This window comes from Cypionkella sp., assembly GCF_028290025.1.
Taxonomy (GTDB): Bacteria; Pseudomonadota; Alphaproteobacteria; order Rhodobacterales; family Rhodobacteraceae; genus Cypionkella.
On record NZ_JAQGKQ010000088.1, the window covers coordinates 1 to 25,485 of the forward strand.

At 59.4% G+C, this 25,485-nt stretch carries 25 protein-coding genes, 1 tRNA gene and 1 pseudogene; 5 read left to right on the top strand and 22 right to left on the bottom strand.

Annotated features, from left to right (window positions below):
* Nucleotides 1–252: hypothetical protein (locus JWS10_RS14630; protein WP_299508605.1), on the top strand; the 252-nt coding region annotated here is incomplete at its 5' end.
* On the opposite strand, the pseudogene JWS10_RS14635 reads toward JWS10_RS14630, so the two are convergent.
* From JWS10_RS14635 to JWS10_RS14655, 5 genes and pseudogenes are all read right to left on the bottom strand, one after another.
* Nucleotides 249–1,962 (bottom strand): annotated as a pseudogene (locus JWS10_RS14635) (heavy metal translocating P-type ATPase); the annotation flags it as partial. The gene JWS10_RS14630 and the pseudogene JWS10_RS14635 overlap by 4 nt on opposite strands.
* A 413-nt stretch (nucleotides 1,963–2,375) precedes the next feature.
* Complete coding sequence (locus JWS10_RS14640) at nucleotides 2,376–3,368, bottom strand: zinc-binding dehydrogenase (RefSeq protein WP_299508606.1); 993 nt, start codon at nucleotides 3,366–3,368, stop codon at nucleotides 2,376–2,378.
* A 147-nt stretch (nucleotides 3,369–3,515) separates the two neighbouring features.
* Nucleotides 3,516–3,869, bottom strand: a complete 354-nt coding sequence (locus JWS10_RS14645; protein WP_299508607.1) for a hypothetical protein — start codon at nucleotides 3,867–3,869, stop codon at nucleotides 3,516–3,518.
* Nucleotides 3,870–3,997: 128 nt separating this feature from the next.
* Entirely contained in the window at nucleotides 3,998–4,978 is a 981-nt protein-coding gene (locus JWS10_RS14650; protein ID WP_299508608.1) for an alpha/beta hydrolase, read from the bottom strand.
* A gap of 53 nt (nucleotides 4,979–5,031) precedes the next feature.
* The gene (locus tag JWS10_RS14655; RefSeq protein WP_299508609.1) at nucleotides 5,032–5,211 is read right to left on the bottom strand and encodes a 4-oxalocrotonate tautomerase family protein; all 180 of its coding nucleotides are present in this window, start codon (nucleotides 5,209–5,211) and stop codon (nucleotides 5,032–5,034) included.
* Between the two features lie 123 nt (nucleotides 5,212–5,334).
* Between JWS10_RS14655 and JWS10_RS14660 the strand changes: the two genes are divergently transcribed.
* Entirely contained in the window at nucleotides 5,335–6,240 is a 906-nt protein-coding gene (locus JWS10_RS14660; RefSeq protein ID WP_299508610.1) for a LysR family transcriptional regulator, read from the top strand.
* A gap of 104 nt (nucleotides 6,241–6,344) precedes the next feature.
* Here the strand turns inward: JWS10_RS14660 and JWS10_RS14665 are convergent, their stop codons facing one another.
* The 3 genes from JWS10_RS14665 to JWS10_RS14675 all read right to left on the bottom strand — a co-directional run bounded on the left by JWS10_RS14665 (nucleotide 6,345) and on the right by JWS10_RS14675 (nucleotide 14,095).
* Nucleotides 6,345–7,025 carry an SOS response-associated peptidase family protein gene (locus JWS10_RS14665; RefSeq protein ID WP_299508611.1) on the bottom strand — a complete coding sequence of 227 codons (681 nt, stop codon included), beginning with the start codon at nucleotides 7,023–7,025 and terminating at the stop codon, nucleotides 6,345–6,347.
* A gap of 408 nt (nucleotides 7,026–7,433) precedes the next feature.
* Complete coding sequence (locus JWS10_RS14670; RefSeq protein ID WP_299508612.1) at nucleotides 7,434–12,365, bottom strand: hypothetical protein; 4,932 nt, start codon at nucleotides 12,363–12,365, stop codon at nucleotides 7,434–7,436.
* Nucleotides 12,366–13,699: 1,334 nt separating this feature from the next.
* On the bottom strand, nucleotides 13,700–14,095 hold the full coding sequence (locus JWS10_RS14675) for a helix-turn-helix transcriptional regulator (RefSeq protein ID WP_299508614.1): 396 nt from the start codon (nucleotides 14,093–14,095) through the stop codon (nucleotides 13,700–13,702).
* Nucleotides 14,096–14,339: 244 nt separating this feature from the next.
* Between JWS10_RS14675 and JWS10_RS14680 the strand changes: the two genes are divergently transcribed.
* Both JWS10_RS14680 and JWS10_RS14685 read left to right on the top strand, forming a co-directional pair.
* A complete protein-coding gene (locus JWS10_RS14680) occupies nucleotides 14,340–14,870 on the top strand; it encodes a hypothetical protein (RefSeq protein ID WP_299508616.1) in 531 nt (176 codons plus the stop codon).
* A 103-nt stretch (nucleotides 14,871–14,973) separates the two neighbouring features.
* Nucleotides 14,974–15,309, top strand: coding sequence for a hypothetical protein (locus tag JWS10_RS14685; protein ID WP_299508618.1), 336 nt, complete (start codon nucleotides 14,974–14,976; stop codon nucleotides 15,307–15,309).
* Between the two features lie 423 nt (nucleotides 15,310–15,732).
* On the opposite strand, the gene JWS10_RS14690 is transcribed toward JWS10_RS14685, so the two are convergent.
* The 10 genes from JWS10_RS14690 to JWS10_RS14735 all read right to left on the bottom strand — a co-directional run bounded on the left by JWS10_RS14690 (nucleotide 15,733) and on the right by JWS10_RS14735 (nucleotide 21,491).
* A complete protein-coding gene (locus JWS10_RS14690; RefSeq protein WP_299508620.1) occupies nucleotides 15,733–16,002 on the bottom strand; it encodes a helix-turn-helix domain-containing protein in 270 nt (89 codons plus the stop codon).
* 181 nt (nucleotides 16,003–16,183) lie between these two features.
* Nucleotides 16,184–16,259, bottom strand: a tRNA-Phe gene (locus JWS10_RS14695).
* Between the two features lie 96 nt (nucleotides 16,260–16,355).
* Nucleotides 16,356–16,532: a DNA gyrase inhibitor YacG gene (gene yacG / locus JWS10_RS14700; protein WP_299477774.1), complete on the bottom strand. Its 177-nt coding sequence runs from the start codon at nucleotides 16,530–16,532 to the stop codon at nucleotides 16,356–16,358.
* Entirely contained in the window at nucleotides 16,529–17,554 is a 1,026-nt protein-coding gene (locus tag JWS10_RS14705) for a ribonuclease E/G (RefSeq protein ID WP_299508621.1), read from the bottom strand. Before JWS10_RS14705 ends, yacG begins: the two co-directional genes overlap by 4 nt.
* A complete protein-coding gene (locus tag JWS10_RS14710; RefSeq protein WP_299508623.1) occupies nucleotides 17,551–18,126 on the bottom strand; it encodes a nucleoside triphosphate pyrophosphatase in 576 nt (191 codons plus the stop codon). The genes JWS10_RS14705 and JWS10_RS14710 overlap by 4 nt, the downstream gene beginning before the upstream one ends.
* A 1-nt stretch (nucleotide 18,127) precedes the next feature.
* A complete protein-coding gene (infA, locus tag JWS10_RS14715) occupies nucleotides 18,128–18,346 on the bottom strand; it encodes a translation initiation factor IF-1 (RefSeq protein ID WP_054005112.1) in 219 nt (72 codons plus the stop codon).
* Nucleotides 18,347–18,562: 216 nt separating this feature from the next.
* The gene (locus JWS10_RS14720) at nucleotides 18,563–19,447 is read right to left on the bottom strand and encodes a carbon-nitrogen hydrolase family protein (RefSeq protein WP_299508625.1); all 885 of its coding nucleotides are present in this window, start codon (nucleotides 19,445–19,447) and stop codon (nucleotides 18,563–18,565) included.
* Nucleotides 19,448–19,530: 83 nt separating this feature from the next.
* Complete coding sequence (locus JWS10_RS14725) at nucleotides 19,531–20,127, bottom strand: GNAT family N-acetyltransferase (protein ID WP_299508627.1); 597 nt, start codon at nucleotides 20,125–20,127, stop codon at nucleotides 19,531–19,533.
* On the bottom strand, nucleotides 20,124–20,531 hold the full coding sequence (locus JWS10_RS14730; protein ID WP_299508629.1) for a ketosteroid isomerase-related protein: 408 nt from the start codon (nucleotides 20,529–20,531) through the stop codon (nucleotides 20,124–20,126). The genes JWS10_RS14725 and JWS10_RS14730 overlap by 4 nt, the downstream gene beginning before the upstream one ends.
* A 123-nt stretch (nucleotides 20,532–20,654) precedes the next feature.
* The gene (locus JWS10_RS14735) at nucleotides 20,655–21,491 is read right to left on the bottom strand and encodes an SDR family oxidoreductase (RefSeq protein ID WP_299508631.1); all 837 of its coding nucleotides are present in this window, start codon (nucleotides 21,489–21,491) and stop codon (nucleotides 20,655–20,657) included.
* Between the two features lie 101 nt (nucleotides 21,492–21,592).
* Between JWS10_RS14735 and JWS10_RS14740 the strand changes: the two genes are divergently transcribed.
* A complete protein-coding gene (locus JWS10_RS14740; RefSeq protein ID WP_299477739.1) occupies nucleotides 21,593–21,955 on the top strand; it encodes a helix-turn-helix domain-containing protein in 363 nt (120 codons plus the stop codon).
* A gap of 95 nt (nucleotides 21,956–22,050) precedes the next feature.
* Here the strand turns inward: JWS10_RS14740 and JWS10_RS14745 are convergent, their stop codons facing one another.
* The 4 genes from JWS10_RS14745 to JWS10_RS14760 form a co-directional block, all read right to left on the bottom strand.
* Nucleotides 22,051–22,512, bottom strand: a complete 462-nt coding sequence (locus JWS10_RS14745) for a low molecular weight phosphatase family protein (protein ID WP_299508633.1) — start codon at nucleotides 22,510–22,512, stop codon at nucleotides 22,051–22,053.
* A 2-nt stretch (nucleotides 22,513–22,514) separates the two neighbouring features.
* Nucleotides 22,515–22,994: a UPF0262 family protein gene (locus JWS10_RS14750; RefSeq protein WP_299477733.1), complete on the bottom strand. Its 480-nt coding sequence runs from the start codon at nucleotides 22,992–22,994 to the stop codon at nucleotides 22,515–22,517.
* Nucleotides 22,991–24,301 (bottom strand): histidinol dehydrogenase, encoded by a 1,311-nt coding sequence (hisD, locus tag JWS10_RS14755; RefSeq protein ID WP_299508635.1) that lies wholly within the window; start codon nucleotides 24,299–24,301, stop codon nucleotides 22,991–22,993. The genes JWS10_RS14750 and hisD overlap by 4 nt, the downstream gene beginning before the upstream one ends.
* Before the next feature lie 154 nt (nucleotides 24,302–24,455).
* Nucleotides 24,456–25,463: a GlxA family transcriptional regulator gene (locus JWS10_RS14760; RefSeq protein ID WP_299508637.1), complete on the bottom strand. Its 1,008-nt coding sequence runs from the start codon at nucleotides 25,461–25,463 to the stop codon at nucleotides 24,456–24,458.
* Nucleotides 25,464–25,485: the final 22 nt, after the last annotated feature.

A 25,485-nucleotide genomic window follows, 5' to 3' on the forward strand; every position in this document is an offset into this window, starting at 1 on the left:
GTCAGGAAGATCACGCCTGACGCGGTGCCAGGGCGCTGGCGGGTGATGATCAGGCCTGTGACGGTAACGCGCCCTTCTCACCTGCAGGCGATCATGCGGCAGGCTCTCGGGCAGCTTCGGGCGCAGCAGTTCCAAAGGATGCGCAATACAGATCGATTTGCTGCGCGACCGGAAAGTGTGGTTCCAGCAAACAACGCAAACAAATACAGGGCCAGCACACCACGGCTGGCCCATCCGAGCGCATCACGTTAGCTTTCGCGCTCGGGGTTAAAGCGCAGCACGCGCAGCGCGTTCAGCGTCACCAGCACGGTCGCCCCGGTATCGGCCAGAATGGCGATCCAGAGGCCGGTCATGCCGAGCACAGTTGTCACCAGAAACACCGCCTTCAGCCCAAGCGCGAGGGTTACGTTTTGCCGGATGTTGCCCATCGCAGCGCGGGCAAGCCGGATCATCGCGGCGGCATCGGTCACCCGATTGCGCAGCAAGGCGGCGGCTGCCGTTTCCAGCGCTACATCTGTGCCCGAACCCATCGCCACGCCAACTGTGGCGGCAGCCAGGGCGGGCGCGTCATTGATACCGTCACCAACCATGATGACGCCACCTTGGGCTGCCATCGCCTTGATCTCGGCGACTTTTATCTTCGGGCATCAACTCGGCCCGGTGCTCCATCCCCATCAGCGCAGCAATCGCGGCACCAGTCCGCGCATTGTCGCCAGTCAGCATTACAGAGGTGACACCCATCGCCTTGAGTTGCCGCACGCCTTCAATAGCATCGGCACGTGGCTCGTCGCGCATCGCGATCAAGCCCAATGCCCGTTTCTCGCGGAACACCACGACCACGGTCTTGCCATCTTGCTCCATCGCAGCGGCCCGCTCGAGGTCAGCGGCAGCCAGCGCACCCACCTCGGCCGCATAGCGTGGCGAGGCAACCCAAGCCGCAGCCCCACCGACCATCGCCTGCGCGCCTTTGCCGATCAGCGCTTTGGCATCGGTCGCGGGCAGCGCTGTAACGCCTGCTTCTTCGGCGCGGCGCAAGATTGCTTCGGCCAATGGGTGGCTCGACCCAGCCTCGACACCGGCCGCAACGGCCAGCATTTCGGCTTCGGTGACATCCAGAGCGATCACATCGGTGACAGCGGGTCTGCCCACAGTCAGCGTGCCGGTCTTGTCGAACGCCACCCGGGTGGTGCGGGCGGCGGCCTCAATCACAGCGCCGCCTTTCATCAAAATACCACGGCGCGCGCCAGACGACAGCGCCGAGGCTATAGAGGCCGGGACCGAGATCACCAACGCGCAAGGGCAGCCGATCAACAGCAACGCGAGCGCACGGTAAATCCAAGTGTCCCAATCTGCCGCCATTGCAAGCGGCGGGACAATGGCGACCAGCACGGCGAGCCCGACAATCGCGGGCATGTAGATGCGCGAAAAGCGGTCAATGAAGCGCTCGGTTGGGGCACGGGCAGTTTCAGCCTCTTCAACCAATGCAATGATGCGCGAAATCGTGTTGTCTTCTGCCGACTTCGACACAGTGATGCGCAACGCCGCTTCGGCATTGATCGAGCCAGCAAAAACCGTATCGCCGGGGCCTTTTGTCTTAGGCATCGACTCGCCGGTCACCGGGCTTTCATCGACACCCGAAGTCCGCTCGGCAATCTCGCCATCGGCCGGAATACGGTCACCTGGGCGCATCAACACGCGCTGTCCAATTTGCAGACTGGCCGCATCAACTTCGCGACTGCTGCCGTTTTTCTCAAGGATTGCGGTTTTCGGCACCAACTCGGCCAAAGCCCGGATCGAGGCGCGGGCTTTGTCGGCAGCCACACCTTCCAGCACCTCACCGACGGCAAACAGAAACACCACGAGAGCGGCTCCTTCGGCTGCACCAATAAACAGCGCGCCGATGGCGGCAATGGTCATCAGCGCTTCTATGGTAAACGGGATACCAGCGCGCAAGGCATTGAACAGCGTTCGCCGGTGTTATTCGCGCTCATCGCAGCGCAATGCGCGGGTGGAAGTGTCGCCGATTGCCGGGTGATTGAATGTTTGGGCAATTATGCACACTGCACCACTGACCATGGCCGGGACTTGGCAAAGCTGTCGGAGTGACTGCGCTGCCTACACTGGGCTTTACGCCTTTGCCGCACAGGCCGAGCTCGGCGACTGCTTTGCCTTTTGGGCGTGGCAATGCCCGGACCGCACGCCGTTTTGGCCGGTGCCGGGCATGACGCCATTCGCAGCTTTATTTTACTTCATGAAGCGAGTTGATGCCAGTTAAGATGGCGCTCACACGATCAGCACCTAAAAATGATCGGGGAGTATTTCAACGCGATCTCAACTCTCAGCCCCTTTCTTGACGTCGGTGCAGGCGCTTTCGTCTAGGGAACCAACAGCACGCGTCCGGCCACGCCCCGGCCTTCCAGCATTGTGTGAACACGGACTGCTTCGGCAAGTGGCACTGTCATGTATTTTAGTGCTGGGATACTTCCGTTTTGGACCCATTCGCTGAGCGCCGCGACGGCATTTCGTAGGGCCGCGCCGTCAAGCTTTTCAGACGAATATCCCGTCAGAGTGATTGGTCGGATCAGATCCCAAAGATCGAAACGCACCTCGCTGCCGCTGACGGCACCCACCAGCGACAGCACGCCGCCGGGTTTCAGCGCCTTGAGCGCATTCTCAAACAAGGCTGCGCCAACTGTATCCAAAGCGCCATCAGCACTTGCCAATTTCAACTCCAGCGGCGCGTCACGGGTGAACAGAACGACCTCGTCGGCCCCGAGGCTGCGCACATAGTCTGTCTGCCCGGCATGCGCGACTATGCCGGTCACGGTGGCACCTTGCGCCTTGGCGATTGCCACAGCTGCCGAGCCGACACCACCAGCTGCACCGGTGACAAGAATGTGCTTCCCTGCGAGGTTGCCAATCTTACGCAACCCCTCAAAAGCTGTGACGCCGCCCAGTCCGAGAGCGGCCATCACACACGGATCGACCTCCGAACCAGTGTGTGCCACGGCATCGGCGGCAACCGTGACAATCTCGGCATAACCGCCATGCCGCTCGCCGCGAACGCCGCCCATGCCCTGCATCATCGTAATCACCCGGTCGCCGGTATGCAGGCCGATTACCGAGCTTCCGACCTCTGCAATTTCACCCACAACCTCGACACCTGGAACGTAGGGGAATGGGTCTTGCTTGCGGATCGGCCAATGACCTGCGCGGATCTCCAGATCAGTGTGGTTTACCGCCGCAGCAATGGTCCTGATCCGCACCTCGTCGGGTTGCAAGGGGGCGAGTTTGATTGGTGCATAGATCAGCACGTCCGGCGCGCCGTAGCCGTGCATCTGGACTGCGTTTGTAAATTCGCCGTTCATGGTTCTTAGCCTTTGCCGTTTGGGGCGTTTATCCTGCGGCCCAAGTGGCGTGTTTTGCTATCTCGGGCCTCGTCAGATGTTCGTAAGCCTGCAGATTGCCATCGGGCAGATCATTTCGCCAGAGACTATTCCAATAGTGCGGCTAGCCTACTTCGTGAAGCCGTTGAACTGCGCAAAGTAGATCGCACCAAAACCGTCAAGCTTCGCACGGATTTCCGGGGTCGGATCGCCATAGACGAACACCTTGTCGATCCGGGCAAGCGAGAGGAACTTCTCTGCGTAGGGCGCAAACGTTTCTTCAACATGGGGCAGCACACCTGCCATCCGATACCGCTCAAGAATATGAATGGCGGTGTGGTCCGCGTTCACAACGTATTCGTAAGTCAGCGTGTCCGGCTCATGGCTGGCAGCCTCGACGATTACTGCAACGAGGGCCTCAAATTCCGCGAAGTCCTGAGGTTTGATGGTCATGTGGTAGATGGAATACAGTTCGCCGTTCATGGCGTATCCTTTCAAGTTTGTATAATTATGTGTTGTTCGTCCTAATGCTACGCTGAGGCATGGCTTCATGATGATCACCTTGCACGAGGTGAAAGTTGCGATCGGCGATGGGTGGCGAGCGTGAAGTTTTACTCCGCCACGAACGCACGCAGATCGGCAACAAAGCGCACCGGGTTCTTCAGCATCAGGAAATGGTCGCCATCGTCACCGCTGCCGTAGTTGAACAGGCGGCCATCGGGTGCGGTGTCCACGATCCACTGCTGGCTGGGCAGGTTATTGCTCTGCTCGCCGGAAAACACCGCGACGGGGATGTCCAGCTTGTGCTGGATAACATCGCTCCAGTCGTTCGTTGCGTGATCGAACAGAACCAACATGCTGAAGGCGGGGTCTGCCGCTATCTGGTGCGCCAACCCCAACGCATTTTGCGCATAGGGCGAGTCCACCATCTGCGACCGCTGCACCACCTTCATGTCCACGACCTGCTGGTTGGTCGGTGCACCGGCGTATGCCTCGATCATCCGCTCCGGCGAGGTGGTCATGCCGCCCGCATTCAGGCGTTCCTGCTCTGACCAGTTCGCATGGGTGTAGATCGACACTGGCTCGTCAACGAAGACCGCTTTCGAGATACGGTCGGTGCCGAACAGGTCGATATAGCTCCAAATGACCGACACGCCCATTGACCACCCGGCAAGCACGGTTTTCTCGACACCGATGTGGTCAAGGAGTTCGTTGAGGTCCATCGCGTAGCGCGCAATGCGCTGGCCCTTGAGCGTCTTCTCGGACGTGCCCTGATTGCGCGGGTCCAGCACGTAAACGTGATTAGTCTTCGACAGCAGCCAGAGTTCGTTGAAAAGTTCAGCCCCGCTCGCACCCCATGCTGGGACGAAGACAATCGGATCACCCGAGCCAGCCTCCCAGTAATTTAGCCGGATGCCGTCATTGCTGGTGAAGCTATTGATTTGCAACCCTTTGAAGTCGGAAAGCTTCGCAGGCATGCCGTCAATCGTCTTCGGGAACGTGTAGTCGCCGATGACAGCGACGGCCGTGTCCGCCATTGCAGAGGTGACGAGCGGCAGGGACAGCAGAACGGCGGCAAACAGGTGTTTCATCGGAGGTCTCATTTCGAAAGGGAAACGCGACCGAGGCTTCGGGCGCACATTTGTCAGCCGAACAGCTTGCCTGCGCCAGCCCAATCCGACGCTTTCAGGTCTTCAAAAATCACATAGATATAGCTGGCATCGGTGCCGGTATTCTTGACGATGCTCTCGGTGATCTCTTTGGCCACCACGGCTTTTTCTTCAGCAGTCTTTCCGTCAAACCAGCTTACGCGCACTACGGGCATATCTTATCCTCATTTATCTAAACGCCGGGCCTCTTGGCCGCAGCTTGTGTGAGGAAGATAACCGTGTCACCGATACAATATTAGACACTGGTTTCTCCTCTCAGAGTGTCGCCGGAGGATATAATGGCACAGCCGGACCTTCAGGGTATTCAGGCGTTCGTCGAAACTGCCCGGCATCTGAGTTTTACTGAAGCTGCGCAGGTTCTGGGCTTGACCAAGTCGGCGGTGGGTAAAAGTGTCACCCGGCTGGAGGCACGGCTTGGAGTGACCCTGATCCATCGCAGCACAAGGCGGCTGATCCTGACACCGGACGGCGAGGCCTACCTTTCGGTGGCCCGCCACGCACTGGAGGACATTCAGGCAGCAGAAACCTCGCTGACAAGCCAAAACCGCACCATCGCGGGCCGCCTACGTGTTGATGCACCTGCGGCTTGGGGTCGGCAGGTGCTGCTGCCCATCTTGGCCGGGATCGCGCAGGAACATCCCGACCTGCGGTTGTCGCTGTCGTTCACCGACAGGATCATCGACCCGATCGAAGAACAGGTCGATCTGGTGATACGCTTTGGCGAGACGTCCGACACGACTGGCCTGATCAGCCGCAAGCTGGCAGAACAACGGGTGCCACTGGTGGCAGCCCCCTCCTACATCGCACGGCGGGGGATGCCACAGACGCCCGAGGATCTGGGCCGCCATGACTGCATCACAGGCGTGCGAACCGACGCACCGACCGGCTATCGGCTCACCGGGCCAGATGGCCGCCCCACGCGTCTCCGCGTCACGCCGACACATGAAGTAGGCGATGGCACAGCGGTGGTGGATGCGGCAATCGCAGGGCTCGGTATCGCGCAAATGCCGTGGTCCCTGGTAGCCCCGGCGCTGTCCGACGGCCGACTGGTGGGGGTGTTGCCAGACCACGCCACAGCAACGGTCAGCATCTCCGCCCTCTGGCCCGAAACGCGCCATCTGCTGGCCCGTGTTCGCCATGTCGTCGACGTGCTAGCACTTAGGGGACGCGAGGGACAGTTGTGAATGGGCACGACGGCGCAAGCTGAGATGCTTCGTGCAAACAAAATCGTCGTCTTGCGTCAAACCAGCCCATGCCCCGCAACGGCGCGCGACGCTGTCCTGTGCCGTTATCGTCTCTTCAGCCGCGGTGGTTTCTTCGACGGATCTTCGACGTCCATTTCCCAGTCGCTGCTGAACTCGCGCGTGCGGATCAGCGCCATCACTTCTTCAATCGGCGCGCGCCATTCGCCGAGCCAGAGAGCAATGTCGTCATGACCTTCAAGCAGTAGCGGCATACGGTCGGTGATTGCCGAGATGAGCTGGTTGGCAGGGACGGTCACCTGGACAAACTCGCACTCTGGGCCGCGGCCAACGTCGAACTGATCATAGATCACGCCGATGATGGCAGGGCGGCCTTCCTTATGCCGGATGGTCCATTGCTGCGTCCATAATTTGCCCGCGCGCTCGCCATCCTCATATGCCAGCGGCACCTCCCGGCCTTCGTTGAAGGTCTTGGCAAAAGTGATGCCGCGTTGGGCGTGAAACGCGTCCGTGAAGGTCCGCAACTGATGCACTGTCTCCCCGCGTGCATGCATGTGTTTTGGCGTTCGACGACCATCGCCGCGTCGGTCGGTGAAACCCCAGATCATCGGGGTGATAATGCGCTCACCGTTGCGGTCCAGATGCACCACGGGCACCGCCCGCATTGGTGTGAAGGTGCGCACTTCATCGTCGACCCGCGCCGCGAAAAGGTTGGAGAACTCGTGCACCTCGCGCCACGACGCCATCTGGGTGAACTTGCCGCACATTGGAGACCTCGGAGAAGGACAGTAATTAACAAAGCATAGAACAAAACCGACGGCGCACCACTATCGGGATATTCGATGCACCTGAGCACGGTTTCCTTGGGCGTAGGAATCGAGGCGAGGCCGCCTGGCACCTGCCTTGCCATTTGAGCACCCCCGGAGGGCGTAGTTGATGGGATGGTCCCGGAGTGTGCTCAGGTGGAGTCTACGAGGTATAAGCCCCGAGGCGACATTTGGTGGTTCTTGACCTGAATACAATGCAGTGCGGTGCATTGGCATTTGGATCAGCCAATCGATACTCACAGCCCAGATCTGCCGTTCGCTGACTCTTAACTGGAATGGCTGTTTATCGCCCCAAACCTCCCGCTACACGCGACCTTTCACGCAGCTCCAAACCGTCGCCAACCTGATTCAGCGCAACAATTCAGGAAGATCGTAGAGCAGTTTCAAAGCTTCAGGCCAGCCGACGTCGGAAAATAGGCGAAGGATCGCTATCAGCCGATCGCGGCGGCAACTATCCTCGAAGATCGAGCGGTGGTCGGCGAGATAGAGGGTGATCATGGGCACGATGACCGAGCTTGCCATGCTCTCGTGATGGTAGCCCTCGCGCGCGCCTGCGCCGAGCAGAACCGCATGCAGCGCGTCAAACACGCCGGCCGGGTCGCCCATAATCAGATACTCGTAGAGCTCGACCAGATGATGATGGGTCGATGGCTCATGCGAAATTGCGAGCAGCTCAAGCATCGGCCGGTAGTCGACGAGAAATCTGCGCCTGAAGTCGGGACTGACTAGCCCGACCTGGGCTTCCTTGTTGTCGGCGTATGCGCCCGAACCAAAATAGAGCTGGTTCATGAGATGGCCGATGACAATCTCGGCCGCCTTATAGGCGGTGACCACAGCATCGCGCTCGGCACCCTCGACGCTTTCGACCGTCAACGCGCGATGACTGCGTGCCGCGACCGCCGAGCAGCCCTCGAGAATTAGCATCGCAGCTTGCTGCGCTCGATCGGCAACCGGCGGATCATGGTCTTTCCCCGAAGCGTAGCGCGCGAAGAACGCGCCGCGCAGCTGTGAGAGGAACGAGGTCAGGAATTCGCGATGCTCTGCGGGCTGGCCGGCCCAGTCAACGAGCCAGTCCAGCGCCTTGTGCCGGCCCTGCCAAACCCAAAGCTGGGCAATGAGGCCTCCGAGAGATGAGGCGATCTGATCGCGGCCGGAGTTGCCGTCGCGCTCGACCGCCTCGTGGCGCGCCCGCACGATTTCGATTATCGCCTCGCAGCGCTCGGCGTAGTCCCGAGTGAAGCGCGACAACGCATGTAGGAAAGAAGCCAGCACCTCGGCATGACGCTCCTCATGTGCGAGGCGTTCGGCCAACACCCACATGCGTTCTGGCGCAATGCGCGAGAGGACTTGTAGACTCCGCGCGGCTTGCAGGCGGACCTGCGCGACGGGGTCGGCGAGGATCTCATCAAACTTGTCGACGATCTCGCCATGCGCTTCGCCGAAGCGGTCCGCGAGCGAAACATAGGCGTCGGCGGCACAGACGCGAACGTCCCAGTTGCTCCAACTGAGCCCAGCATCTTCGCTGGCGTCTTTCGCTTCCGGGTAGCGGCTGGTCCAGAGCCTTTCTAGTAGAGCAAAGAATGACACCATGTCTGGCAGCTCGCCAGCGTCGGGCACGAACGAGTCGTTGCCGGAAATGCGCTCGACGGCGTTGCTGATATAGCCCCAAACAGGCTGCTCGACCTCCTCGTGCAGTTCGCCGACATGGGCATCGTAGAGCGCCACTGTGACCATGGTTTCGGACCACAGCGCCGCGAGCGCGTCGGCATCGCTCGTTGAGGACGTCGTCTGCACCAGCTCATAAAGCGTATCGGATTGGGCGAGCATCCTCGCGTCGATGCCTTCCTCGACATCGACGCCGCGCCCCGCCATCAATGAGCGGGTGATCCCGCCAGGCGATCCCCGGAGCGTCTTCACCGATCGAAGCGGTGGGTTACCGGCCAGCGCGCTCTGGGAAGCCAGCTCAGCGCGCAGCAAATGCATCGCATCTATCGCCAAGTGCGCTTCGTCAACCAGCGACAGCAAGCGCGCCAAGCTACTCTGCCACCAGCGCAGCTCCTGTTCTGAGGTGAACAAGTCAGGTCGTAGCGCCTCCGTCTCAAACGCGGCTCGCTCCTGTTTTGACCGCGTGGGATAGGCGGCCGCGAGAAAACGGACGGCGTCGCGAACGATACCGTGATGCGCGAACATCGTCACGTCGGAGGCAAAGGGCCAAAGAAGATCGCCGACCTCGGCAACACGCTCGGCGCCCACGCCGAGCAGACGCGCCCAAAGAGCAGGATGCACATAATTAGTGGCGGCAGTATCGATGCTCTCGGCATAGATTGCAGGATTTGCGGCACGCAAGAAGGTCACGTAATGCGTTAGGACATCGTCTTTCTGCGATGGGCGATCAGCATCTGGCTCACTCCAGCTGTTGAAGCCATGTTCGTGGCCGAGAAGATCAAAGGGTGCGCGGCCCGGCAAAATCACGCGCTTGCGCCCGTAGCCGAGCGGACCGTCGCGCACGATATTCCCTAGCGTCGCCTCGTTGACGACGCGCGTGCCGAGGTTTGCCGACAACTCGAGCAACTGGCCGGTTCGGCGACCGAGATTGTAACGGCAGTTGAGATAATCCTGACTGCGGCGCGAGGATAGCGACAAGATGCGGCTTGGCTGCCCGCCAAAATAGGAGGTCGCGTCGTCAGTGATCTGGCGCGAATAGAGCACTCGATATATCTCCACTGCGAACTCGGCGTTCGCCCGCGCAATAGGCATGATTTGCTTTGCCAGCCAGGTCGCCTCGCGGTCGGCATGTGCCGAGAAATGTGGTTCGCGGAGCACGCGATCAAGCAAGGTGCCCGAGGCGGACGGATCAGAACCAAAGCTCTTGCCGACGAAGAGGATACCATTCACCGCCGTATTCTGCATTACTGGGTCTTCCGCCCACGCGAGCGTTAGCAACGCGCGAGACGCACGCCCGAACAAGCTAAGCATGTCCGGGTCCGACATATCCGCCTTGTCGAACAGAGTGTGGAGCAGCAAGCGCGTTGGATCGGAAAGCTCGCAATTTCCAGTAACGATGCACGCATCGGCGACGCCCGCCCAAGCGAGCGCCTCGGACGCTGAGATTGTGCCCGATGAACCGACGGCGATGCCCACGAAGCGCGCAAGCCGCGAGAGCATGGTCGCGAGCGCTTCATCGTTGGCGCGGGCGGCGATGATCGCAGTCAGCCCCACTACATTAGCCGCGGTCTCGACGCAGTCGATTGCGGTTCGCAGGGCAACATTGGCAAGCACGGGGTCGACTGTCACATCAGTGTATATGTTGGCGACAAGACGCCAGACTTCGACTTTATCTGCCGCGTCGCGCCGCCACAGCCGCTCCAGTGAAAAGCGTAGGCCCGGCGCTAGCATCAGTGCGATCGAACTGTCGCCGCCAAGCTGACCAATCAGTTGCTCAGGATCGTCCCACTCAAGGTAGAAGCACCCGGCGACATGGTCGAACAGGACATGATGTGAGAAACTGACGAGATCGCCGGTTTCGGCGAGCACCCCCGATTGGATCACATCGTCAAGGCGATCATGCCCCACAACGATTTTTCGCACCGCCATGCGTCGTCGCTGCACCATCGCCCCGACTGCTGCGCCCGCTGCCTGCTGTATCGCGGTGCCGGTCAGGCGGCGATCCTCATAGGCATCGATCAGGTCGGACTGAGTGGCAACAAAGCGAATGCTCGCAGGACTCGCGCCATCAGCGAGTAGCTGAGCGGCAAGTGATAGGTTGAAGATGTTTCGTAGCAGATCGCGCAACTTGTCGGGCGCAGCCGCGAGCAAGACGCCAAGTTCGCCAACGCTCGAAGCGGCTCGATCAAGATCGGATTGGGTAAGGCGTGGAATCAGAAAATGCCGCACGCCGGAAAGAGATGGCTCAGCGAAGTTCGCGTTGGGCGGATTTCCCGGCATGGCATTGCGAAAACGCCGCCCGTTCTTTAGGTCAAAAGTTCGGATCGATACCATGATTGTCCAGCCCGTATCCGGCTCTGTGCTCAACTTCTCAATCAATTGCGCGAAGACGCCTTCGGCGGGTCCGCCTCGCGCGGCGTCGAGCGCGTCGATTACGAGAAGTTTTCCGCCGGTGCCAGGAGCCGCAGTCAGCACTTCGGCAAGCGGGTGGGCAAGACCAAGCTCGGATTGCAGATCGGAGGCGATACTGACGCCTGGAAAACGATCAACGGAGAGAAAGACAACTGTGTCGCCGCATGCGCGGCGGGCTTCGGTCAATGCGACCATTGAGCCGGTCTTACCCGCGCCAGGCTCACCAACCACGATTAGAGACCCAGTAGCAACTGCGGCGATAAGCGGTGCATCGCTGTCGCGCGCGACGGGCACACCGCCGCCGATGGGCAAGCGCGTATGCTCCGCCAGACGAGAGAGCTCGGCGTCGGTTATCGCGGCAAGCCTGACAAGATCAGGCTCATAGCCTGCTGAACCGACATCATTGTGCCCCAATTTTCTTAGCGTGCGCAGCAGCCCCTCACGATCGGCAGCCGCGCCGCTGCCGATCAAGCCGCGGATGATCGCCTTGAGGCTGAGCAGCGGTGCCTCGCCAGCGGCGTCCCCCCCGTATAGCCTGCGACCGAGCACCCGCGCGGCCTCCCGCCAATTGTCGTCGCCCTCGTCCATCGAGAAACGGACGATGCGAAACAGTCGCGCCATCGTGACGAGGTCGTGTTCGTCGATGAGGATGGTCGTATGCGCCGCCCAAGCGGTGCGGGCATGGCTCTCGAATAGTTCGAGTGCCTCTCGCTCGGCCTGACTGCGTTGCGCCTTTGTAGACAGCCAGGCGCCGCCCATATCGAACGCGCGGCAGCCTCGCTCGAGATTGTTGAGCGTTTGCGGCGCCGCCGCGGTGACCGCCAACACCGCTCGGCGCTTGGTTGTATCGATCACGATCCCTGAGACCTTTGCATCAGCGACAGTCCGCACCAACTGCGCGATCGTCTTGCCGAGAGGGTCAGTCGAATTGGTCGACAAACTCGCTTTTGTCTTAGCCTGAAAATCGATACGGCTGCCGTCGTTCTGGACGAGCAGCGCATCGTCCAAGCCCTCGCCGGTCTCGAACTGGATGTTTACGGGGAGCGCAACGCTGGCTATGCCAAACCGCCCACCCACCGGCAGCCGAGCAAGCAGATGCGTGGCGAGCCAAGTGCCAACCTCGGCTTGGAAATTCATCCCCGCTTCGGTCGCTTTTCCGCCCGCGTGTTTTCGGGGCGCTGCTTTAGGCTTCAGTTCACTCATGCTAAGGCCGTTCAGAAGGAGTTACGTCTTTTTAGCCACCACTCGTCCTTTTCCTATGGAGCTTGGGGGAGGACAAAAGCAGCTATGGGTTCGTGATGTAGATGGCAGTTTTGTGGGCTCTCAAATTCATATCGCAACTTCTTCTCCCAGCCCATAGCAGTCGTGCGTGACAGCTGCGGCTAATGCCCGCTCTCCGTCCTCGGGGGGCGACTTTGAGACCGAGGTCGCTGGATAAGGTGTTTGGGAGTTTCGTCCAATCATGGTCACCAAGCTCATTGCGCCATAAATCCAAGTGATGAACGAAAAGTTGCATTTTGGGGTTCGTCTGCTGGCCGGTATCGTGAGAGGAGCTTTGGTGCCCAGTCAGTCGCCGCAACAGAATACACCCCCCAGGCACATCGATGATTTTTCTACGACTTCGGTGGCTTACAAGGCGCGTGAGCTCTAGGTTGCGCAACCGTCGCACGTAAGGCTGTCACTATGACAGAGGGAGGCACCGGCTCGGTGCATGTGCAGCCATTCCTAGGGGCATTTGGGACGTAAGCGTAGCTTTGGCGTTCATGGAAGACTGCTGGTCATGTGCTCTTTGTCTGGGCTTTGGGCTACTCTGTCGACTTCTGGGTGGGTGGCGGCCTCTGATGCTTCGCATGGCAGGTTAATCTTTGGAGCGTTGTTCTTCCGGGACAATGCTCAGATCGGTGGTCGCAAGCATATGGATTGTTCCCTATATGTTCCAGTATGCCCAATTAAGCGATCATGTTCGGCTTGGAGCCCGCGATCGTGAGCTACACGGTGTCCTTTCTGCCATAGGAAGGCACGCGTGGACGATGCGCCAGCACGACTTGCAGCATCAGTCGCGGCGCTGTCACGCGCTCTGTCGGGGCTGCAGGCTCGGCTATTTTTTCTATCTATGCTGTTTTCGTCAATTTCGGGTAACCTCCTGTCAACGAAAACGATCTTTTGGTTTGTCTTGCTCTGACAAATCGCCCTTCATCGACAAGCATTTCCTCAATTTTTGCTGAATTCCGGGCGCTCGTTGACACTGGCAGACGCTATTTGTTTACGGCGTCAACCAACTGGATCGTAAACGGAATGGTTCGTTGCGCTGGCGCGATCAAACAAGTGGCTATGGTGTCACTCGTCTTTTCACCGACCTGGCCTTTCGCGGAGCCTTCTCTGGTGATCCAACGCGTCCCGGAGTGCCTGAACCGGCTCCAGGCTCGGTGGTGGCACCCCATCGAAACAAATTACCCGGAGCAGCTCGATCCAGCCTTTTTCAGCTTCAGTAAGCGGACCGTCCTGCGGCACGGCAAATCCTTCAAACATCCTGTGCGTCATTTGCCGAAGATCCCCCTCAGTGCCGTGCGTGACCTGGTGGTAATGCGGGGATCTGTGTCTTTCGAGGCGCTGCGGATTTCTTCGATCCAAGCGCGTTCGTTCGCACTGACCGGCGTGCCGAAGATTTCAACAATCGCGTTAGCGGCAGTGCTGCCGACGGCTTGGTCGAGGGCGAGGCGAAGCAAGAGCGCCGGATCACAGTCCAATGCGTGTGCCAGTGTTGGCACACGGTCGAGCGGCATCTTGGCACTCCCGGATCTAATCATAGAAAGCACGTTCGCGTTATGAAAACCTGCCTCGTGGGCAATCTCGGCTTGCGTCTTGGGTTTCAGCTGGAGGATGCGCGTCTGAACAAACTTCGCGAGTGCTGTGTCTTGGTGAGGTTTGGTCATGTTCTAGTCCTGTTGGTGTTTATCATGACCTATTTATAGCAGCGGATCAGGTGACAATGTCGCCTTAAATGATTGTTTTTAATGGGATATTACGGGAGTTATCGAGAAGGGGACGCCATGATTTGTGTCCAAAAGCAACTCGTCGGGACCAGTCGATGACAGTGACTCAGCAAAGTCTGCAAAAGCCACTTGACAAACAGTAACGGTAACTATATAAATAACGTTACCAAGAACGGAGTTAATCATGGTTTTGTCACCGGCAGAAAAGCAGAGTCGCTATCGCGAACGCCAGAAGACGTTGAAACAAGTTGCAAATCGCGTGGCGCAGAAACAGATCGACACGCTGTTCCCGGCAACCTTTCACGAGTTCTTCAACGACCACGGCGACAACACGACCTTTCACATAGCTTTCGATGCTATGGGTATGGATGCGCCAGAGTTCACGGATAATGCCGGTCCAAAATCAGTGTCGGGTCAGATCGAGATCGACAATGAAGAGTTTAACGTCAACCTAGGCTACACGGGTTCTCTAGGCCGCGCAGAGAACATGATTGAACAACTGATCGACGCGACTGTCAGCCTGTCTGGCATTGTGAACGACTTCAAGCGCGAGCAGATCACCGCGCGCCTGACCGAGATTGAGCTAGCAGACCTCACAGACCCAGCGAACCGCAAGGCAGCGATGGGGGAGGTTGTGCGGCTGAACAAGCTACTGGAACGGCTGTCAAAGCCTGCACGGTGGAACTTCCCACAGTGGAAGTTGAAGGGCGAATAGCCCTTAGATGAACCTGCCGGGTGGCTGAAACACCCGGCAGGGAAAAGTGAACGCAGACTATCAAATCAACATTCAGGCCCGCGGGCCATACAAGGAGAATACCATGACGAACGGCAAAACGGCAACTTCCAGCGTTGTTAATCTTGAAAGCGAGATGGCGCTCGCCCGCATTGCTGCGGGGTTGGATCGGCCCAATCTGCGTAAATATCATTTGCCCTTAGATGAAGAGGCATTTGTAGCTGATATGAAAGCTGCAGAGGCTGCAGGAAAACTTCATGAAATTCCTATTGGTGAGTTGGTATACTTGCCGAACGGCAAGAGTCTGAAGGACTCAACAGATGCAGAAATTCATACCTTTTTCATGTTTGAGCTGTTTTTGGCACTTGGGAAAGATATTGAGGCAGACTGGGAGCGACAGGATGCTGAGGTGGCAGCATGATGAACTAAACCAAAGTTGCGGGTGTAGGATAGCAATACCAATTCATGCCAAATGCATCGATCAACAAGGCTTGACGTGCTTTAAGCACAAAGTTTGGCAAGGTCATTTGCTGAGTCCGCTCGGTTGCTATGGCGAAGCGTTCACTAATCGCAGACGCCGAATGGCGGCATAGGCCGCCGTTGCCGCCGAATGGCGTTGCTCTGGCAGCAAATTCTTAGAGCCCGCCCGGTTGCATACCCGGCGGGCTTTTATTTTTGGAGCAACCACGCCCATTGCGCGCGGGTAAAGCAAGGGCGTCGCGGTCTCGCGACCCAGCAACCCGTCATTGCGAGATCGCGCTTGCTAGGGTGGCTCAGTTCCGTTCTGCCAAATGATTGTCCCGGCGAAAAGATCACGCGGTGCAAGTCTGTGTGGCGTCGTAGCCTAAAGGGATTCCTCAGTATCATCCTGATCCATAAATGCAGGGATCTCGAGCAGGAACGTTCCATCAACCATCATGCAGGCCTGAAACTTACTTTCATACTTAATTAGGTCCTCCAAGCGCCATCGGGTGGCCCCACGCCCAATGCGAACCGCAGCGGGGAACTCTCCATTGCGCTTCCATCGCCATATGCTGTCTACTGAGCAGTTGTAACGAGCAGCAACCTGTTCAACAGTGAGAAATGATGAGACGCCGGTGGAAGTAGTAATCATATTTAGTCCCAGCTAGGTGTGTGATCTTGAAGGCGTCCCACGCGCAGGAGGTCACTAGTGAGCGACAGAGCACAAAAGGTGTCGCGACAGTTTGTAGCCCATGTGTAGCCCAGATGAAGCAATCTCGGCAAGCCGACAAACTGCTTGAAAATTTTCTGCTAAATATTTCAATGAGATAAAGTGGTGCCCGGAGACGGAATTGAACCGCCGACACGCGGATTTTCAATCCGCTGCTCTACCAACTGAGCTATCCGGGCGCACTGGAAGGCGTCGCCTTGCTTGGTTGCGGGGTGATACGTTACGGGCGCGAGGCTGTCCAGAGGGTTTTGGCAGAAAAATGCATCCTTTTTGGTTCATTGTGGGCGGTATTTTGGATCGGTCAAATCCTCGGGGTTTTCATCGTCAATCGCTGCGGTCGGGATAGCGTAGCTGCCGGTAAGCCATTTTGCCAAATCAACATCTGCACAGCGTCGCGAGCAGAACGGCTTGTATTTCTCGTCGGATTTGCGGGCACAAATCGGGCATTTCATGTGAGTATCTCCGCCAGTGGCAGACGGTCGCGTTTGCGCGTGATCTCGTAGAGGCCGAGCGTGGTCCAGCCAGCCAGATTTACTTCGGATTCCGACTTAAAGGCGGCGCGGATCACCTGATCCAGTATAGCGCGGTCTTTCTTCGGCATTGGTGCAAAGTCGATCACCACCTGGCCGCCAAGTCCGCGCAGCCGCAACTGGCGTGGCAGTTCTCGGGCGGCGGCGATGTTGGCCTTCAAGGCGGAAGCCGGCGAGGTATCGTTGCCGGTATTCACATCCACCGCAATCAGGGCGCGGGTGGGTTCGATCATCATGTGGCCCTCATTCAAGGTCACGCGCGGGGTCAGCAGGGCGTCGATCATTTCCAGCACGTCGTGGTCGGCAAAACCGCCCTCGATCACCTCATCGGGTTCGGGGTCGGCCCAATCGCGCCAAGCGGTTTCATGCGCGCCTGCGCCCTCAACCAGCAATTCGGCATTGCCTATAGTATCGGCTAGAACGGCTTGCGCGAGTGCGCGCATTGCGGCGATGTCTTCGGCGATTTCGTCATCATTGGCATGCATGCAGGCCGAGCGCAGGATCAGGCCGAGGGCTTCATCAGCCCCTTTCATCGCGGCATTGGCCAAGGCGGTCAGATCGTCACGCAGCGGCTCATCTTTTATGCGGCGCGATACGTTCAGACCCGGCGCGCCCGGCGTCACGATGGCATAGCGCGATTTAAACAACAGGCGCGTGGTGACGGGATAGGCTTTGCCAGCCTCTGCTGGGCCAGTGATCTGCACCAGCAGTCGTTGGCCGGGGGCGATGCCTGCGGTTTGGCGCAGAAAGCCCGAACCTTCGGGGAGTTTCACGAACAGCCCGCCTTGGCCCTTCATCGGGCGATCCGCGATGGCGCGGTAGATTGCACCCGGCAGGGGGGCGTCGGTGATCGGGTCTATGGCCAGATCGTCCAACTGGCCGTCCACCACCAAAGCGGCGGCGGGGCGGTCTTTCAGGGTGTCGAGCAGGACGGTGCGGGTCATTGGCTTTTCCAGACGGGGTAGCCTGCGGCGGCAAGCAGGGCTGCGGTTTCAGCCAAGGGAAGGCCAACGATGCCGGTGAAGCTACCGGAAATCCACGGAATGAACGCGCCAGCAGCGCCTTGGATGGCGTAGGCTCCGGCTTTGCCCTGCCATTCCATTGAGGCGAGGTAGCTATTCAACTCGATGTCCGACAGGCGCTTCATCTTCACGGCGGAGACGCTTTCGCGGGTCCATATCTTGTCGCCGCGTTTGACGGCGATGGCGGTGATGACTTGGTGACGCCGCCCGCCGAGGTCAGTAAGGAACTTTGCGGCCTCGCCAGCATCAGCGGGCTTGCCGAGGATACGGCGGCCGAGGGCTACGGTGGTATCGGCGGTTAGGATGATGTCGTCAGGATCGGCGGCAATAGCTGCGGCTTTCTCGCGTGCGAGGCGGGCGCAATAGGGGCGGGGGAGTTCGCCGCGCTTTGGGTCTTCGTTGATGTCGGGGGGGAGGATGGCATCGGGGATGATGCCAAGCTGCGCCAGAAGTTCCTTCCGGCGCGGGCTGCCTGATCCGAGGATGAACCGCAACTTACTTGAAGCGGTAGTTGATGCGGCCTTTCGACAGATCGTAAGGGGTCATTTCGACCTGCACCTTATCGCCTGCCAGAACTCGGATGCGGTTTTTGCGCATCTTGCCTGCCATCACCGCGATCAATTCATGGCCGTTGTCGAGTTCAACCTTGAAAGTCGCGTTGGGCAGGAGTTCCTTCACGACACCGGGGAATTCGAGGATATCTTCCTTGGCCATGGTCTCTCCAATAGGATTTTACCCGCGGAAGCCGCAGGCATTGGCCGGGGATATGCGCTTGTTGGGCTGGATTTTCAAGGGCAAATCGGGGGGTATCTGTTGAGAAAAAAGATGCCTCCGGCGGGGATATTTTAGCGCAGAGGATGCGGCTGGGTCGGGGTGTCCACGTGTGGGCGGCTATTTTATCATTGTAATTCAATGGCTCGGTGACGTCGTTTAGACAATCTTAACTATTTGGATGGCTTGTGCGGCGCGGTCGGCTTGTTCCGGCCAATGATTGTGATTGAACACCGAGCCTTGTGCGCGCACGGTTTCAATCGCGGAAAGCTCGATTTCGGCAATGGCCCAGCCGGATTCATTCAGTGCCGTTTCAGCCAAAATCCCGGTTTCGGGGAAGCCTTTGTCGGCGGGGCCGTAGATCGCGGCGGCACCTACATTCTCGTCCACGGCGGGACAAAAATCGCACAGGCCGACGGTGGGGGCGTGCACGACGACGCATTGGCCTTCCAGCGCGCGGGCCATCGCGCCGACTTTGACACGGGTGTATCCGGCGAGGGTGTCGGTGCAGGACGGCACCAGTATGATCTGCGCGCCAGCCTCGATCAGCGCACGGGCGAGCAGGGGAAATTCGCTGTCATAGCAGATCAGCACGCCGATTTTGCCTATGGGCGTGTCGAAGATTTGCAGCGGGTTGCCTGCGACGACGTCCCAAGTTTCACGCTCAAACCTGGTCATCATTTGTTTATCTTGATGGCCGATGATGCCGCTTGGGCCGTAGAAAGTCGCGCGGTTGGTGGGGCGGGTATTGCCGAAATAGGGTGCCGACGCGCCGAGGATATAGAGGTTGTGCTTGGCTGCGAGTTCACAATGCAGGGCATCAACGGCAGGGCCACGACGGGCCACCTCGTGCAAGGCGGCCTCTAGGTTTTCCGAAATCGCGCGGCGGGCGGGCGAGGTCAGCTCCATGCTGCCATATTCCGGGAAAACCAATAGGTTGGCGCCCCCGGCCACGGCATCTTCGACCCATATGGTGAGCTTGGCGGTGTATTCTGCGAAATCGACAAGGGGGGAAAGCGGGTAGGCTGCTGCTGCGATTTTCATGGCGGGCCTTCGGTTTGGCGGGTTATCAACCAACCGTTGTGGGGTGCGATGCGGAGGCTAAGTGGGACGGGGTGAGCCTCAGCTTACAGTTTGCGCATCCAGAATTGTAGCGGTTTGGTAGACTCCTCACTGTCGCCGAGGTCTTTCCATGCGAATTCGGCGATGACGCCGGGAAGGGGCTCGTAACCTCGGCCTGCCCAAAACGCATCATTGCTACGGGCGTTTTCCGGCTTCAAAGCATGGTTTTCCGGGCGTTTGACCGAGCAGAAGGCGACGTGGCTGCGCTGCATCGCCCGGGCGTGATCTTCGCGCAGATCAATGAAGCGGTGGCCCAGACCGATGCCACGATATTCCGGCAGCAGCACCGATTCGGCACCGTAAAGGATGTTTTCCAGCGGGATGTTCAGGGCGCGGAATGGGGCGGAAAACGCCTCGGCATGATCTTCCATCAGGGTGGAAGTGGAAGCACCGACCAAGCGGCCTTGGTGAAACGCACCGACCAGAAGCGCGCCGGGATTGTCGCGGTAGGTTTTCAGGTAAGCCCGTTCGTAGTCGAGGTTTCCGTCGTAAAGGTATGGCCAGTCACGGAAAACTGCGATGCGCAGGGCGGCGACACCATCTAGGGCGGCCTCGAACGCGGGGCCAGTCAGGGCGCGGACGTCGATTTCGGCGGGGTTCATTTCGAGACCTGAGCGATCCAGTCGTTGAGGTTGTAAAACGTAGTGATCCGGCTGATTTTGCCGTCTTGCAGATCAAAGAACGATCCGGCGGGGAGGACATATTTCTGGCCTTTGGCCTCGGGCAAGCCGGGGTCGGTTTTCAGATATTCGCCGTGGACAACAAACTCCGCTGCGGCGCGGGTGCCTGCCTCGTTGACGAAAATCTCGATATCTTGCAGTTGCTCGCGGTAGGACACGCCCATATGCGCGCAGAACTCGGCGAACTTTTCAGCGCCCAAACGGATGCCAGCCTCGTTAACGCGATGTTCAATGCCATCGGTCACACAGGCGAGCATCGCGGCAGGATTTTCTGCGTTAAAGGCAGCATAATAGGCGGTGACGGTGTCGCGGGCGGTTTGGGTCATGGCGGCCTCATGCAAAATTTGGCGCATGGTGGCACGCTGGCGCGTGGCGGTCCAGACCGGGATCGGCAGGATTGGGTTGGTTTGCGACAGCAGTTGCCCGCTGTCGCAAAGGTTTCAGCGTGCTTACAGCGCGGCTTTGATGGTGGTGGCGATCGGCGTGGTGGGGCGGCCGATGAGCTTGGAAAGCGTGTGGCTTTCATCCAGCAGCGAACCGCGTGCGGCAGTGTCATCGCTGTCGGCGAGAATGTTGGCGAAGGCTTCGGGCAGGCCGAAACTTTGCAGGATACCAGCGTAGGTATCTTTCGGCAGGTTATTGAACGGGATGGTTTTGCCAGTTTGTTTTGAGACTTCGGCGGCGAAATCGGCCATCGTGTGCGGTGTGTCGCCCGCGAGTTCGTAGGTTTGGCCTGCGTGGGCGTCGTCCAAAGCGGTGACGGCGATGGCTTCGGCATAATCGGCACGGGCGGCGGAGGCGATGCGACCGTCGGCGGAAGCACCGATCAGCGCACCGTGTTCGACGGACGCTTTCAGCGATCCGGTGTAGTTTTCGGTATACCAGCCGTTGCGCAGAATAGTGGCAGGGATGCCGGAGGCGTTCAGCGCGGCCTCGGTGGCGATGTGATCTTTCGCCATGAGCATCGGCGAGGCGTCACCCTTCAGGATCGACGTGTAGATGATCCGCTTGACGCCAGCGGCTTTGGCAGCGGTGATCACCGCGCGGTGCTGACCTGCGCGGTCGTTGAAATCGTTCGAGGAAATCAACACGAGGGTATCGACGCCCTGCAGCCCGGGCGCAAGAGTGTCGGGCTTGGTATAGTCGAAAGCGCGGGCCGGGGTGTCGGTGACTTTCGCCGGATCCCGGACGAGAGCGATAACGTTGGCCTGCGGTGCGCGGGCTTTCAGGGCGGCAAGGGCGAGTTGGCCAAGCGCGCCAGTGGCGCCGGTAATTGCGATGGTCATGGTGTTCTCCTGTTGGTCGATGCGGCACAGATACACCTTTACTTACGAAAAGGAAGTACCTACATTTATGTTAGTGTGGAATGGCGCAGGGGTTGACTGGAATGAAAGTAGAAGTCTGTTTTGCGCCGAATGTGCTGGCAGCGGAATGCCCGTCGCGGGCGGTGCTGAAGCATTTGACCAGCCAATGGGGCGTGCTGGTGATGCTGGCGTTGCAGGATGGCACCTTGCGGTTTTCGGCGCTGCGCAGGCGGGTGGGCGGCGTGTCGGAACGGATGCTTTCACAGACTTTGCAGGCGTTGGAGGGTGACGGCTTGGTGCTGCGGGTGGCGCATCCGGTGGTGCCGCCGCATGTGGAATACTCGCTGACGGCATTGGGGCGGGGGGCGGCGGAACGAGTGGGGGCGCTTACGGGGTGGATTGAGGCGAATTTGGCGGAGATACAGGCGGCGCGGGTTGTGGCGTAGATTGGGGGTTTCACACCCCCAACTGACATTGGCTCTGAGCCAAAGTCACCTCCCCGGTGGGATACTTAAGTCAATGCGAAAGCTTTAGAAAAGTTTTAGGGGATCTGCGGTTCGGACGGCGGGCCGAAGCGGTCTAGGATGCGTGTTTTGATCTGGTCGCGGGCTTGGCGGTAGGCGGAAAGTTTGGCGTCGCGGCCTTCGCCCAAAGCGGTGGGGTCGATGATCGGCCAGTATTCGACCTCGAGATGATAGGATTTGGTTAGATTGAGCGCGGAGTGCTGGCTGGCAGATGATAGCGCGATGATCAGATCGAACTGGCCGAGATCGTCGCCGAGATTCTGCATTTGCTCAAATGAGCGGGTGCGGTGGCGCGACAACTCGATGCCCAGTTCTGCGCAAACGGCGATGGAAAAGCCATCCACCTCCATATCATTCTTCACGCCCGCCGACTGCACATAGGCGCGTTGGCCGTAGAATTTCTTCATCATCGCTTCGGCCATTGGCGAGCGGACAGCGTTGTGGTCACAGCAAAACAGCACCGATTGCGGAAATGCCATCATCAGCCCCAGTGCAACACGCAAATCAGGGTGAACAGGCGGCGGGCGGTGTCGATATCGACCTCGGCTTTGCCCTCGAGCCGTTCCTGCAACACCCGCGCGCCTTCGTTGTGGATGCCGCGCCGCGCCATGTCGATGGCTTCGATCTGGGAGGGGGGCAGGCGTTTGACGGCCTCAAAGTAGCTTTCGCAGATTTGGAAGTAGTCTTTCACCACTTGCCGGAACGGGCCGAGTGAGAGATGGAATTCGCCAACCTTTTCGGTGGCTTCGGTGGCGATGTCAAATACCAGCCGGCCCTCGCGGATGGCTAGGCCCAGACGGTAGGGGCCGGGCAGCAAGGTGCGGTCGTCGCGGGCGGGCAGGGCAAACGTATTATCTTCCAAAAGATCGAAGATCGCCACATTGCGCTCTTGCTCAATGGTCGGCGTGACGCGGGCGAGGCCCTTTTCGTCGATATCAATGGCGCAGATGCGGTTGGTCATGCCGCCCCCCGGTTCAACCGATCCAACCTCGCGCGCACCGAAAGCCCGTGCGCTTGTAGGCTTTCTGAGATTGCCAGTCGTTCGGCAGCAGGGCCGATTTGAGCCAGCGCCTCGGGGGTCATTTTCGCCAAAGTGGTCCGCTTCACAAAATCCATCACACTCAATCCCGAAGAAAACCGTGCCGAGCGGGCGGTGGGCAACACATGGTTCGGCCCGCCAACGTAATCGCCGATCGCTTCCGGTGTCCATGCCCCCAAGAAAATCGCGCCGGCATGGGTGATTTCGAGTGACATGGCGTCGGGATCGGCCGTGCACAGTTCCAAATGTTCAGGGGCTACGCGGTTCGACAGTTGGGCGGCCTCGTGCAGATCGCGGGTGATTATTATCGCGCCATTATCCAGCCACGACGCGCCCGCGATCTCGCGACGTTCCAAGGTTTCAAGGCGCTTTTCCACCGCAGCGGCAACCGCTTGGCCAAAGCCTGCATCGTCGGTGATCAGGATGGATTGCGCAGAAATGTCATGCTCGGCTTGGCTGAGCAGGTCGAGCGCGATCCAGTCGGGGTCATTGTCGCGATCTGCGATCACCAGAATCTCCGAGGGTCCGGCGATCATGTCGATGCCAACCCGGCCAAACACCCGGCGCTTGGCGGCCGCCACATAGGCGTTGCCCGGCCCGGTGATCTTATCGACCGCAGCAATGGTTTGGGTGCCATAGGCCAATGCTGCAACCGCCTGCGCGCCGCCGATGCGGTAGATGGTGTCAACGCCTGCAATGCGCGCCGCCAGCAACACCAGCGGGTTCACAATGCCGCCGGGAGTGGGGCAGGTGATCACCAGCCGCTGCACGCCTGCGACTTTGGCGGGGATGGCGTTCATCAGCACCGAGGACGGATAAGACGCGGTGCCGCCGGGAACATAGAGGCCAGCCGCCGAAACTGGCGTCCAGCGCCAACCCAAAGTGGCGCCTGCGCTGTCGGTCCACATCTCATCCTGTGGCATTTGGCGGGAGTGGTAGGCACGGATGCGATCTGCGGCCAGTTCGAGTGCTTCGCGATCCTCGGGCGAGACCTTCGCACATTCGGCTTCGATCTCGGCCGGAGTGAAGGCGAGGGTTGCGGCGGTCAGCGTCAGGCGGTCGAATTTGGCCGTTAGCTCCAGCACGGCAGCATCGCCGCGCGCCCGCACATCGGCGATGATGCCCGCAACTGCCTGATCAACGTCCTCGGCCTCTTCGCGCTTCATGCCGAGCAGAGCGGCGAAGCGGGCCTCAAAATCGGCGTCGGTGGTGGTGAGGAAGGTTGGCATGTGGGCCTCCGGCAATTGCTGCGCTTGCATAGCGGTTGGGGCAGGGTGCTGCAACAAAAACGCGGAGTGACTTTTGTGTAGGGCACCCACCGCGCTTAAGCGCTAAAGAGGCTTGCGGCGTATGCCGCTCCACGAGATCAGACCAACAGTCGTTTTAGCCGCCGAAATGTGAGAACCGATAGGGCGAGGTGCCGTATTTCTTGCGGAAACTTTTGGAGAAATGCGAGGTGGAGGCATAGCCGCAGGCCACCGCCACTTCAGTCACCTTCATGTCGGTTTCGGCCAGCAAGGACCTCCCGCGCGCCAGCCGCAGATCGTTCATATAGCGGACCGGGGTGATGTTCAAGTAACGGTTGAACAGCCGCTCAATCTGGCGGCGTGACAGCGACAGGTGCGCGGCGCAGGCATCAAGGTCGAAATCCTCCTCGATATGCGCTTCGAGATAGGCCGCCGCTTGCAGCAATTTATCATGCCTCGTGCCAAGGCGGGCGGCGAGCGAGGTGGTTTGCAGATCTTCTTCCTGCCTGCGCTGGGTCAAGAGGCACATGTTCATCACCTCTTGCCCCAAGGCGGGGCCGAAGCGGTCGTTGATCAGTTTCAGCATCAGATCGGCGGCGGCAACACCGCCAGCGCAGGTCATAACCCGGTCATCAATGCAGAACACTTGGCGGGCGGGCAGCAGGTCGGGATGGTTTTCGGCAAAGGCGTCGATATTGTCCCAATGCATCGTAAAGCGATGGCCCTTCAGGATGCCCGCTTGCGCCAAAGCATAGGCGCCGGTGCACAGACCGCCGACCACGCGGCCGCGCCGCCACAAGGACCGCAGCCAATCGCCCAAGGCTTGACTGGCTTTGCCTTCCGGTTCCACCCCCGAACAGACCAGCACGATGCCTTCCGGTTTCGCCATGCTCCACGCGCCATCGACCATGATCGGCACGCCGTTGGAGCAAGCCACGGGTGCGCCATCATCCGATAGCACCTGCCAGCGAAACAAAACCTGCTGCGCCAGTTGGTTCGCCATCCGCAAAGGTTCGATTGCCGAGGAAAACGCCAGCATGGTGAACTTTGGTAGCAGCACGAAGGCGACGTCCAGCGGCTCGGGCGGGCGGGCCAGCGTTACATGCGCCGAGCCTTTGGCAACATATTTCTGTGCATCAGACATCGCGGCCCCCTCTGGGGCGAGT

Excerpts from the sequence above, each read along its gene's own strand:
- hisD (WP_299508635.1), bottom strand. The coding sequence starts at position 24,301 with ATGCCAACCTTCCTCACCACCACCGACGCCGATTTTGAGGCCCGCTTC.
- JWS10_RS14720 (WP_299508625.1), bottom strand. The coding sequence starts at position 19,447 with ATGAAAATCGCAGCAGCAGCCTACCCGCTTTCCCCCCTTGTCGATTTC.
- JWS10_RS14650 (WP_299508608.1), bottom strand. The coding sequence starts at position 4,978 with ATGAAACACCTGTTTGCCGCCGTTCTGCTGTCCCTGCCGCTCGTCACC.
- JWS10_RS14685 (WP_299508618.1), top strand. The coding sequence starts at position 14,974 with ATGACGAACGGCAAAACGGCAACTTCCAGCGTTGTTAATCTTGAAAGC.
- JWS10_RS14705 (WP_299508621.1), bottom strand. The coding sequence starts at position 17,554 with ATGACCCGCACCGTCCTGCTCGACACCCTGAAAGACCGCCCCGCCGCC.
- JWS10_RS14750 (WP_299477733.1), bottom strand. The coding sequence starts at position 22,994 with ATGACCAACCGCATCTGCGCCATTGATATCGACGAAAAGGGCCTCGCC.
- JWS10_RS14665 (WP_299508611.1), bottom strand. The coding sequence starts at position 7,025 with ATGTGCGGCAAGTTCACCCAGATGGCGTCGTGGCGCGAGGTGCACGAG.
- JWS10_RS14745 (WP_299508633.1), bottom strand. The coding sequence starts at position 22,512 with ATGGCATTTCCGCAATCGGTGCTGTTTTGCTGTGACCACAACGCTGTC.
- JWS10_RS14655 (WP_299508609.1), bottom strand. The coding sequence starts at position 5,211 with ATGCCCGTAGTGCGCGTAAGCTGGTTTGACGGAAAGACTGCTGAAGAA.
- JWS10_RS14670 (WP_299508612.1), bottom strand. The coding sequence starts at position 12,365 with ATGAGTGAACTGAAGCCTAAAGCAGCGCCCCGAAAACACGCGGGCGGA.
- JWS10_RS14680 (WP_299508616.1), top strand. The coding sequence starts at position 14,340 with ATGGTTTTGTCACCGGCAGAAAAGCAGAGTCGCTATCGCGAACGCCAG.
- JWS10_RS14760 (WP_299508637.1), bottom strand. The coding sequence starts at position 25,463 with ATGTCTGATGCACAGAAATATGTTGCCAAAGGCTCGGCGCATGTAACG.
- JWS10_RS14690 (WP_299508620.1), bottom strand. The coding sequence starts at position 16,002 with ATGATTACTACTTCCACCGGCGTCTCATCATTTCTCACTGTTGAACAG.
- yacG (WP_299477774.1), bottom strand. The coding sequence starts at position 16,532 with ATGAAATGCCCGATTTGTGCCCGCAAATCCGACGAGAAATACAAGCCG.
- JWS10_RS14640 (WP_299508606.1), bottom strand. The coding sequence starts at position 3,368 with ATGAACGGCGAATTTACAAACGCAGTCCAGATGCACGGCTACGGCGCG.
- JWS10_RS14730 (WP_299508629.1), bottom strand. The coding sequence starts at position 20,531 with ATGACCCAAACCGCCCGCGACACCGTCACCGCCTATTATGCTGCCTTT.
- JWS10_RS14660 (WP_299508610.1), top strand. The coding sequence starts at position 5,335 with ATGGCACAGCCGGACCTTCAGGGTATTCAGGCGTTCGTCGAAACTGCC.
- JWS10_RS14645 (WP_299508607.1), bottom strand. The coding sequence starts at position 3,869 with ATGAACGGCGAACTGTATTCCATCTACCACATGACCATCAAACCTCAG.
- JWS10_RS14725 (WP_299508627.1), bottom strand. The coding sequence starts at position 20,127 with ATGAACCCCGCCGAAATCGACGTCCGCGCCCTGACTGGCCCCGCGTTC.
- JWS10_RS14675 (WP_299508614.1), bottom strand. The coding sequence starts at position 14,095 with ATGACCAAACCTCACCAAGACACAGCACTCGCGAAGTTTGTTCAGACG.
- JWS10_RS14740 (WP_299477739.1), top strand. The coding sequence starts at position 21,593 with ATGAAAGTAGAAGTCTGTTTTGCGCCGAATGTGCTGGCAGCGGAATGC.
- JWS10_RS14735 (WP_299508631.1), bottom strand. The coding sequence starts at position 21,491 with ATGACCATCGCAATTACCGGCGCCACTGGCGCGCTTGGCCAACTCGCC.
- infA (WP_054005112.1), bottom strand. The coding sequence starts at position 18,346 with ATGGCCAAGGAAGATATCCTCGAATTCCCCGGTGTCGTGAAGGAACTC.